The 7,923-nt window shown below is 63.9% G+C and carries 8 protein-coding genes; 2 read left to right on the top strand and 6 right to left on the bottom strand.

Going from position 1 to position 7,923, the window contains the following annotated elements:
* The first annotated feature begins 350 nt into the window (after positions 1-350).
* Positions 351-1,250, top strand: a complete 900-nt coding sequence (locus tag ABD652_RS00210; protein ID WP_344717170.1) for a DNA adenine methylase — start codon at positions 351-353, stop codon at positions 1,248-1,250.
* Here ABD652_RS00210 and ABD652_RS00215 read toward each other — a convergent pair.
* The 6 genes from ABD652_RS00215 to ABD652_RS00240 all read right to left on the bottom strand — a co-directional run bounded on the left by ABD652_RS00215 (position 1,247) and on the right by ABD652_RS00240 (position 6,467).
* Positions 1,247-2,896, bottom strand: a complete 1,650-nt coding sequence (locus tag ABD652_RS00215) for a hypothetical protein (RefSeq protein WP_344717171.1) — start codon at positions 2,894-2,896, stop codon at positions 1,247-1,249. The two genes, ABD652_RS00210 and ABD652_RS00215, sit on opposite strands and share 4 nt — an antisense overlap.
* Positions 2,893-3,420, bottom strand: a complete 528-nt coding sequence (locus tag ABD652_RS00220; protein ID WP_344717172.1) for a hypothetical protein — start codon at positions 3,418-3,420, stop codon at positions 2,893-2,895. The genes ABD652_RS00215 and ABD652_RS00220 overlap by 4 nt, the downstream gene beginning before the upstream one ends.
* A 309-nt stretch (positions 3,421-3,729) precedes the next feature.
* Positions 3,730-4,128, bottom strand: a complete 399-nt coding sequence (locus ABD652_RS00225) for a hypothetical protein (RefSeq protein ID WP_344717174.1) — start codon at positions 4,126-4,128, stop codon at positions 3,730-3,732.
* Positions 4,109-4,357, bottom strand: coding sequence for a hypothetical protein (locus ABD652_RS00230; protein ID WP_344717175.1), 249 nt, complete (start codon positions 4,355-4,357; stop codon positions 4,109-4,111). Before ABD652_RS00230 ends, ABD652_RS00225 begins: the two co-directional genes overlap by 20 nt.
* Positions 4,358-4,568: 211 nt before the next feature.
* Positions 4,569-5,618 carry a hypothetical protein gene (locus tag ABD652_RS00235; protein WP_344717176.1) on the bottom strand — a complete coding sequence of 350 codons (1,050 nt, stop codon included), beginning with the start codon at positions 5,616-5,618 and terminating at the stop codon, positions 4,569-4,571.
* A gap of 30 nt (positions 5,619-5,648) precedes the next feature.
* Complete coding sequence (locus ABD652_RS00240) at positions 5,649-6,467, bottom strand: hypothetical protein (RefSeq protein ID WP_344717177.1); 819 nt, start codon at positions 6,465-6,467, stop codon at positions 5,649-5,651.
* 179 nt (positions 6,468-6,646) lie between these two features.
* Here ABD652_RS00240 and ABD652_RS00245 point away from each other — a divergent pair, with 179 nt between their 5' ends.
* On the top strand, positions 6,647-7,876 hold the full coding sequence (locus ABD652_RS00245) for a hypothetical protein (protein ID WP_344717178.1): 1,230 nt from the start codon (positions 6,647-6,649) through the stop codon (positions 7,874-7,876).
* Positions 7,877-7,923: the final 47 nt, after the last annotated feature.

Raw genomic sequence — 7,923 nt, forward strand, 5'->3', positions numbered from 1 at the left:
GTGTCGTGGCCGACGGCGGCCACTGGCCGGAACCGTCCGATTCTGGCTACCTACCACCCCTGGGTGCTCGCACCACCTTTCCATACCATCCCTTCAGCGCTGGCTCATCCTCTGCGTAACAGATATACTTGTTACATGACGACGCTGAGAGCGATCACTGATAGCCAACTCGAGGAGCAACGCTCTCTGCTTAGGGAGGAGCACCTGCGCCGTACGGGGCGGTCGCACTTATGCTCTCGTTGCGGAACCGTGTTCCACGCACGCCGAGGCGCGATCTATTGCTCCGGCGCCTGCAGAGTGGCCGCACACCGGGCTCGTCATTCGCCTAAGCAGAAGCAGGAGGATGCGTCATGAGCACCGCACCCACCACAGAGGCTCCGCTGCTGACGGTCACGCCCTCCGGGCGCAACACCGCGGCCAGCCCCCTGCGTTACCCCGGCGGGAAAGCCGCACTTGCCCGACTCTTCGGGCAGATCATCGACCGTCTCGGCCTCACGTCCCCAAAGTACGTCGAGCCCTTCGCCGGTGGCGCGGGAGCCGGCATCGCCCTATTGCAGCGCGATCAGATCGATGAACTCGTCATCAATGACGTGGACCCAGCAGTGCACGCCTTTTGGCGCTCTGTCGCTGACAACGCAGATGAGCTCGCCACCCTCGTCGCTGAAACGCCCCTGACTGTCGACGAGTGGCGCGCTCAGAAGGAGGCCTACAGGAATCCCGACCACAGCGCCCCCCTCACCCTGGGGTTCGCGTTCTTCTACCTCAATCGGACCAACCGGTCAGGAATCCTCAACGCCGGCCCCATCGGGGGTATGAATCAGTCCGGCAACTACAAGATCGACGCTCGTTTCAACCGAGAGAAGCTCGCAGAACGAATCCGAGCCATCGGAGAGCTCTCGGACAGGATCACCGTCCTGAGCAACGACGGGGTGGCCGTGACGCGCAAGTACGTGAAGGACCCATCAGCGTTCCTCTACGTCGACCCGCCCTACGTCGACATGGGGGGAAGTCTCTACATGAACGCATTTACCCACCGAGACCACTCTGATCTGGCAGGCGCCCTCGACGCCGCTCCTGAGAGCACTTGGCTGCTCACCTACGATCCCTCGAACTTCATCCGGTACCTATACCGCAGGCACGACATTCGGGAGTACCAACTAAGCTACAGCGCCCACCGCGCCGGCAAAACCAATGAGCTTATGATCGCCTCCAGACCAGTCGCAAAAACTCTGGAAACTTACGAACCCTAACGCCCAGCGGCTGGGGACTCCTGCCCCACGATCTCCCTCAGAATCGGCTTCAAATGGTCCCAGGCCGCATGCACTTCTTGAGGGGTCATAAAGAAGTCTGGTTCGTGATTCGTGAAGTTCAGCGAATCCGAGGATTCCAGAAGTTGACCAGAGTTCATTTTCCCGGTCTTCTTTAGGCGAGTGACCAGTCCAACCATTCGACCGTTCTTCTCATCCTGGTAGTGCTGTAGCAGCCAGTCGATCAGCGGCCCCAAGGTCGGGACCCGACGCTGCTCTACGACCCCTTCTTCACGTCGCATCTCCTTAATGGAACACTCAAGGATCGTTCTCAAAAGGTCATGTGTTGCGTTCGGATAGTCACTCACGTTGATTTTTCGCAACTCTTCATAGCGGCGTCCGAGCCCTCGTGACGTTCCTGCGTAGACGAACCCATCCATGTTCAGCCGAACCCGAGTGTCTCCGCGGTTCGGACCACGCTCAGTCGGCCTACTATCGCCGGTAGTGGACGGCCCCGGAGTTGCTTCAGATCCATCACCAGCACTGGGGCTGGCGCTAGGCTCGTTCGACCTGCTACCAGCTGGGTTGTTAGAGGCCAATTCTGGGATCCAACCTGATTTCTCTCCCCCGGAGGGGCCTTGTGGATCACCGTGTTCCGTCACGACAAGTGTACCTGCGACCAACGCGGCTACTTTTTCGGCAAGCTCCTCGCAAGCAGCGTTCTTGGCCTTCAGCTCATCAGAGCGTGTAGTAAGTGATCTGTCTCGGAGTCGCCCGATCAGATAGAGCAACGCAGCTTGCTGCCCCTTCGATATGGTGCGATCTTCCAGGAACCCGTCTCTGGTGAAGGAAAGGCCAAGTGCGGCCGCCAACTTCTTGTTCCGGTACACGTACTCGAAGCTCGACATCCGCAGCTTGCTGTCCAAGACGAACTCGCGAACAGCTTCGTCGCCACCAAAGTCTAGGCTGCGGATGACTTCACGCATCTCGGCCATCTGCATGAACCGGGGGATGTTCTTAGCCGTGGGATACCGGACTTTCAGCTCTTCCACGCTGGCGCCATCTGAAACCTGTGCGTGATAAAAAATTGCCTGTTGCTCTCGCAACCAGGACTTCTTCGGCGTGGTGGTGTGGAGTCGAGCGAGCAAGGGCTGGGCGTCGTCCCGGGAAGGCGCGAACATCACACGAATCGACCTCGGGGTGTCGTGCTCCGGGTACCGGTCGATCCATCGTTCTACCTGCGAAGACTCCGTGCCAAGCAGTGATGGATCCGCAATCACCTTCAGCGCGGTAAGGCGCCTGTTTCCTTCCAGCACCACGACGTCGTCACCCTCACATACCACCACCGGGATTTCATTGTCCAGGTAGCCATCACGAAGAATGTCTTGAACCAGTGACAACAGATCCTCTGCCGCGAGCATGTACTTCGCGATCACTTCTTCGCTAACCGCGTGCACAGTGCCTGGGAGTTCATCACCTCGGCCGTCACGGACCCGGACGTTATTCGGATCAAGGACGATCTGATCAACCGAGTGCGTTTCAATCGGCCACTGTGCCCCCATCATCCCCTGCCTTCTGCTCGCTCTCAGGAAGTCACCAGCCAAGGTACCACCGACCTTAGATCGGTGAGCCGTCTGCTCGACGCTCACACTGCGTCACCATCGCTGCGGCGCAGTCCGGTCAGAAGAGCTGGCACGTACTGCGGCCAGTACTGCATCGGCGGGGCAATGACGACTGCCACCAGGACCGATGGCAAGACGGAGCCTGCTTCGACGGACCACTCCCACCACCCGGTCAGCACCGCGAAGGCAAAGAAGCCGATCATCAACATCAGAATCGGCCGGTCTATATGCCGCAAGGCCATCGGCCCCGACCCCCGAGCGGTATTCTCAGCCCACCAGAGGAGCCAACGCACCCCAGCGGCGACGACGCCGACCAGTGACATCAACCCCGCCAAGACAACGGCGGGCGAGATCACAACACCATCACACTCTGTGGCTATGTCATACGACATTTTCCCCAAAAGAAACGCCGCAGAGACGAAGGCCATAACTACCACCAGGTCCCAGTATGGCTTCTCACGGCTGACGGCCACGATCAGCTGCACCCCGATCACCACGAGGACGACGATGACGGTCAAGAGTCCGATGCCGTATATCGCAACCTCGGTCATTGGGCGACCTCGCTATCCACCATCATCGCCTCATTCACCGTGCGCCTCCGTCTGCCCACATCGCCGCTTCACACTCGCAGTCGTTCCACGGTCAGTCAGTCGCAGCTGTCCATCTGCGACCTCCTCCGCCAGCCCCCGCGGCAACGGTCCGCCCTCCTCGAACTCGACGTCAAGTAGAGCGTCCACGACCATCTGGCGCTCAGTCTCGCTGAGCATTCGCTCCCCCTCAAACCCTACGGGGGGCGATCATGTGATCTGCGGTCATCATTTCTCCGTTCCTCGCTGGTCTTTTGCGGGGAGTGATGGCCCTTATTGGCCGGCCGTCGTGAGGTCGAGGCGCTCGTACCACCAGTGCGGCTTCCGCCGGGCGGCGATCATCTCGGCACCGTCTTTGACCCCGACGCTCAGCACCACCAGCGCTGCGGCCATCACCCCGGTTCCCGGGCTGACCTCTTCGCCCTGCAGTCCCGAACTGGCTGCGCCGCCGGCGACGACGATCAACAGCGCGATCACCAGCAACCGAGTCGCGTCCAGGTAGAGCCGGACGACGTCGATCACTCGCCGGTAGGAGCCGACCATCTGCACGCCGACCGCGAAGATCACCTTGACCACCGCGATGAACCCCAGCCCACCGACGACGCTGGCCATCAGCAGCGCCAGCGTCGTCAGAACTGTCTCGACGTCCGGGTCACCGACCATCGTGATCACCCCCGAGCGGATGCCGGTGAGCAGCGCCCGGCGCGCGCCGCACCGCTGGGGTACGTCCACGAGCAGAGAGCAGCATGCATGCTGCGACGCCCAGCACCACCAGTCCGGCGCAGAGGGCGAGAAGCATGGGAGTCAGCTGGGCCCACTGCTCGTTCTGGAACACCATGTGCTCCAGGCCCCCGCCGGTGATACCCGTCTCCGGCGGATTGATCTGCTGTGCGTCAGCCATCGCGCTCCTTCTTCATCGTGCCCCGGGCGGATCCGGGCGCTCTCTGCCCGGGTTTCGGTGAGCGCGGTCATAGTGTGTGTCATCGCCCCGCCGCCGGCCACGATGGACGCGGGCACGACAGTGCCCCGGGCGATCACTGATCGCCCGGGGCACTGTCTCGGCAGTCACGTCGCCGACGAATCACGTCCCTCACCTGCGTGAGCCGGCCCGGCTACATAGAGGGGGCGTCCATGCCGGGTGTCTGGCGCTGCTGCTGCAGCGCCAGATCGGCATCGACTCCGGCCTCGTGCTCGGGCTGCTTCCCCTCGCCGACCGCCGGTGTCGCGGCACGCCGTTGCATGACCGCCTGATGCTGCAGCTCAGGTGCCGGGACATTCGTTCCCCGGAACTCCTCCGGATAGACGTCGGACTTCGGGTCGAAACCGCCGACCCACCGGTTCGGGTTCTCGATGATCCGTTCCTCGTCGACCTTTGTCATCGCCGGCAGGGCCTTGACCTGCTCGGCGAAGTGGGACCGCATCTGCTGCCACGCCTGCGGATCGTTCAGCTCCTCGCCGCTGATTTCCCGGTTCTCGAACTCGGAGGTGGTCACGATGTCGCGCTCAGGCTGCCAGTCACGCCAGTCGAACCCCTCGACCCGCCCGGAGGTTGTCGAGATCTTCTCGATGACGCTGTCGTTCTGCGAGGTGTGCACAGTCAGTCGCGCCGTCACCGGCTCGACGGCGTTGTCAGCGACGACAGACCACTGCTGCTGCGCCCCCGGTTCGCCGGCAGTCGCCTTCGCCCCGTCCTCGGCGATGGTGACCGGTTCCGGTTCGACGTAGACGTCCAGGTCCGGGCGCGCGATCCGCGTCTGGTAGTAGACCTCATCGACCACCTCGGGAATCTGCCGCCGGCCGCTGCGCAGCTCCGTGTCCAGGTCGAGGATGTCCCCACCCTGGACGTCCCAGGCGAGACTGCGATCCACCTGCCGCGCTTCCGGTTCGATGGCGCTGATCTCGTCTTCGGCCTCGAGTCCCCGCTGTTCGCAGGCGTCGGCGAGGTCCTCTGCGTCCCAGGAACGCTGGGACTCAGAGAATCCTTCGTAGGGGTCCTGGTACCAGCCGCGCTTGATGAGCGTCGGGTGGTGCCGATCCGAATCAGTCGCCGGAGCATCCCCTATCTCTTGCTCCAGAAGCGGCTTCGGCAGCGGATTGCCGCCGTAGTCTGCCCCCTGCAGTGCCACTGGCTGCTCCTCGGGCTGCTGGTTCTGGGTCACCATGTCTTCCTCCTTCCCCCTCGGGACTGTCGCTTACAGCGACGGTCCATCTGCACCGGCAACATCGCGCTGCTGCTGCAACGCCACATCGGCCTGGACCCCCGCGTCGTGGTCTGGCTCGTCGTCGTAGTCAACCGGCTTATCCGGGTCGATCCCGCACCGCGGCCCTTCAGTGTCTGCGACCAGCGCGCCGGTCTGCGGGTCGCGGATCTCCGGGATGGAAGCCACCAGGTCTTCGACGTAGTGGCGGCGAAGCTCGGGCCATCCTTCTTCGACGTCCTCGCCCAACAGCTGTCGCGGCGGATTCTCGGCATCCACCGAGATGTCCCGCCACGGCTGGTAGTCGCGCCAGTTGAACTGCTCGACCTCGCCGGCGTGAGCCTGGACCGCGGTCAGCAGAGTGTCGTTCCGCTGGGTGTGGAACTCCAGTCGCGCAGTCTGGTCAGTCTCGGGGTGCTCAGCGACCACAGCCCACTGCTGCCACTGAGACGGGGTCGAGCCCTCACCCTGCTGGGCGATCTCGGAATCGGGCTGATGAACCGTCAGCGGCTCCGGCTCGATGTAGACGTCCAGGTCCGGACGAGCCTGGCGGACCTGCTGGTAGACGTCGACGGCCATCGCCGGGATATTCCGGGACCCGCCACGGACCTCGGTGTCCAGCTCCAGGGCGCTGCCGCCCTGATGACGCCAGGCCTCCGACGACTCGGACAGGCCCAACTCGGCGTCCTCGATCGAGCGCTCCTCGCACGCGGCGGCCATCGCCTCCGCATCTCCCTGCACGATGGGCTCCTCAGTCTGATCGGGGTCTCGGAACCACCGACGCTTGACGATGATCGGCTCCTGCTCAGCCATGGGTGCTGCTCCCTCCTCGATGCCGACGCGCCTCTCGCGCCGCAGACACCCTGACTTCGCTCCCCCGCTGACATACGCGTGTCGCCATACGCCGCACCGTGCCTGCATCGAAACCCCTGCGACCCACTGCCCCGAGCCGAGGCACGGGGCCCCACACAGAAAGAAGGAGAGCGGCCCGCATGCGCCTGGACCAACTGCCCGCAGCAGTCATCATCGAAGATCACGCCGACCCAGCGAGCCCGACTCAAGCCGAACAGCAGCTGCAGAACATGCTCGACGAGCGTGGTTACCTGGTCCTGGAGGATCGGCGCCTTCACGAAGCCCTCGCCCAGTCCGGAGCCCGCTGGGTCGTCGCCGACCTCAACGTCACCCACGGATCCGGAGATACCCCCGCCGCCCTGATCGCCGTCGGCGGCCCCGAGATGGGCCAGGTCGATATCGAGGTCGACATGGCTGACCTCACCGATCGGCAGACTGGGGACCTGGACCTGGACGAAATCGCCGAGTCCTGCCACCAGCTCTCCCGGTACTACGACAACACCGTCGCCAGCCGCCAGCGAGACCTGGACAACCATGCAGGAGCCACCACTGGTGCACCCTTGCCCAGCCGCGAGCTCGATGCTGACCATGGCCACGGCCCGGCCCCGACGGCTGAGGACTTCATCGAGCGCTCCGAGGACCTCTTCTCAGAAGCCGAACAACTCGGGCTCCGCACCGAGACGATCCCGGGAGAACCCGAGCCAGCTTACGATGCCAGTCTCGGCCACACCCGTCAGCGCCTGCAGCAGACTGCGGCCAACGCCAGCTCTGAGGCTGATCGGCTCGCGGCGCAGTGGGACTCGGCCCCGACACCAGAGCGGCGTCAACGGTGGGACTACGTCAACCGGCTGAACGACTTCTCCTCCCGGGCCGCGTTGCTGGCAGAGACCCCGACCGCTGACCCCTTCGATGACCACTCGGCCCAGGTGCGCGAGACCGTCGCCGCGCTGCGCGGCCGGCTGGAGAACCACACCGTCGAGCATGTCCACACCGGCGGCGACCATGAGGCCATCGCGATCTACCCTGCCGACGATGAGCCGCAGGACTATCGGGTCATGGTCTCCTCCGCCGACGGCGGCCCCCTCGACAACACCGGTTGGCACGTCGGCGTCGAGTACTTCGACCCTGCAGAGCACGGAGCCGCCACCGGGTTGGTCGTGGACCAGAACTGGGAGGTCTTCACCTCCTACGACGACGCCGACGCTGCACAGGTTCCCAGTCAGGTTGTCCGTGGCATCGACCAGGTCCGCGACCTGGCCGACGCCCCCGACCAGAGCCTCGACGTCGACCTCGATCAGCACGCCCACCAGCAGGCGGTGGAGTCCCAGACCCGGCTGAACCAGCAGCCCTCGTCCGGTCCCAGCTTCTGATCCCGCCGCCGCTGGCCCAGGCGAGCCGGCATAGTTGGGGCCCCACA

This window comes from Nesterenkonia halobia (assembly GCF_039536005.1).
GTDB lineage: Bacteria > Actinomycetota > Actinomycetes > Actinomycetales > Micrococcaceae > Nesterenkonia > Nesterenkonia halobia.

Bases quoted from the DNA above. Each gene is read 5' to 3' on its own strand.
- ABD652_RS00235 (WP_344717176.1), bottom strand. From the start codon at position 5,618: ATGGTGACCCAGAACCAGCAGCCCGAGGAGCAGCCAGTGGCACTGCAG.
- ABD652_RS00245 (WP_344717178.1), top strand. From the start codon at position 6,647: ATGCGCCTGGACCAACTGCCCGCAGCAGTCATCATCGAAGATCACGCC.
- ABD652_RS00210 (WP_344717170.1), top strand. From the start codon at position 351: ATGAGCACCGCACCCACCACAGAGGCTCCGCTGCTGACGGTCACGCCC.
- ABD652_RS00240 (WP_344717177.1), bottom strand. From the start codon at position 6,467: ATGGCTGAGCAGGAGCCGATCATCGTCAAGCGTCGGTGGTTCCGAGAC.
- ABD652_RS00230 (WP_344717175.1), bottom strand. From the start codon at position 4,357: ATGGCTGACGCACAGCAGATCAATCCGCCGGAGACGGGTATCACCGGC.
- ABD652_RS00220 (WP_344717172.1), bottom strand. From the start codon at position 3,420: ATGACCGAGGTTGCGATATACGGCATCGGACTCTTGACCGTCATCGTC.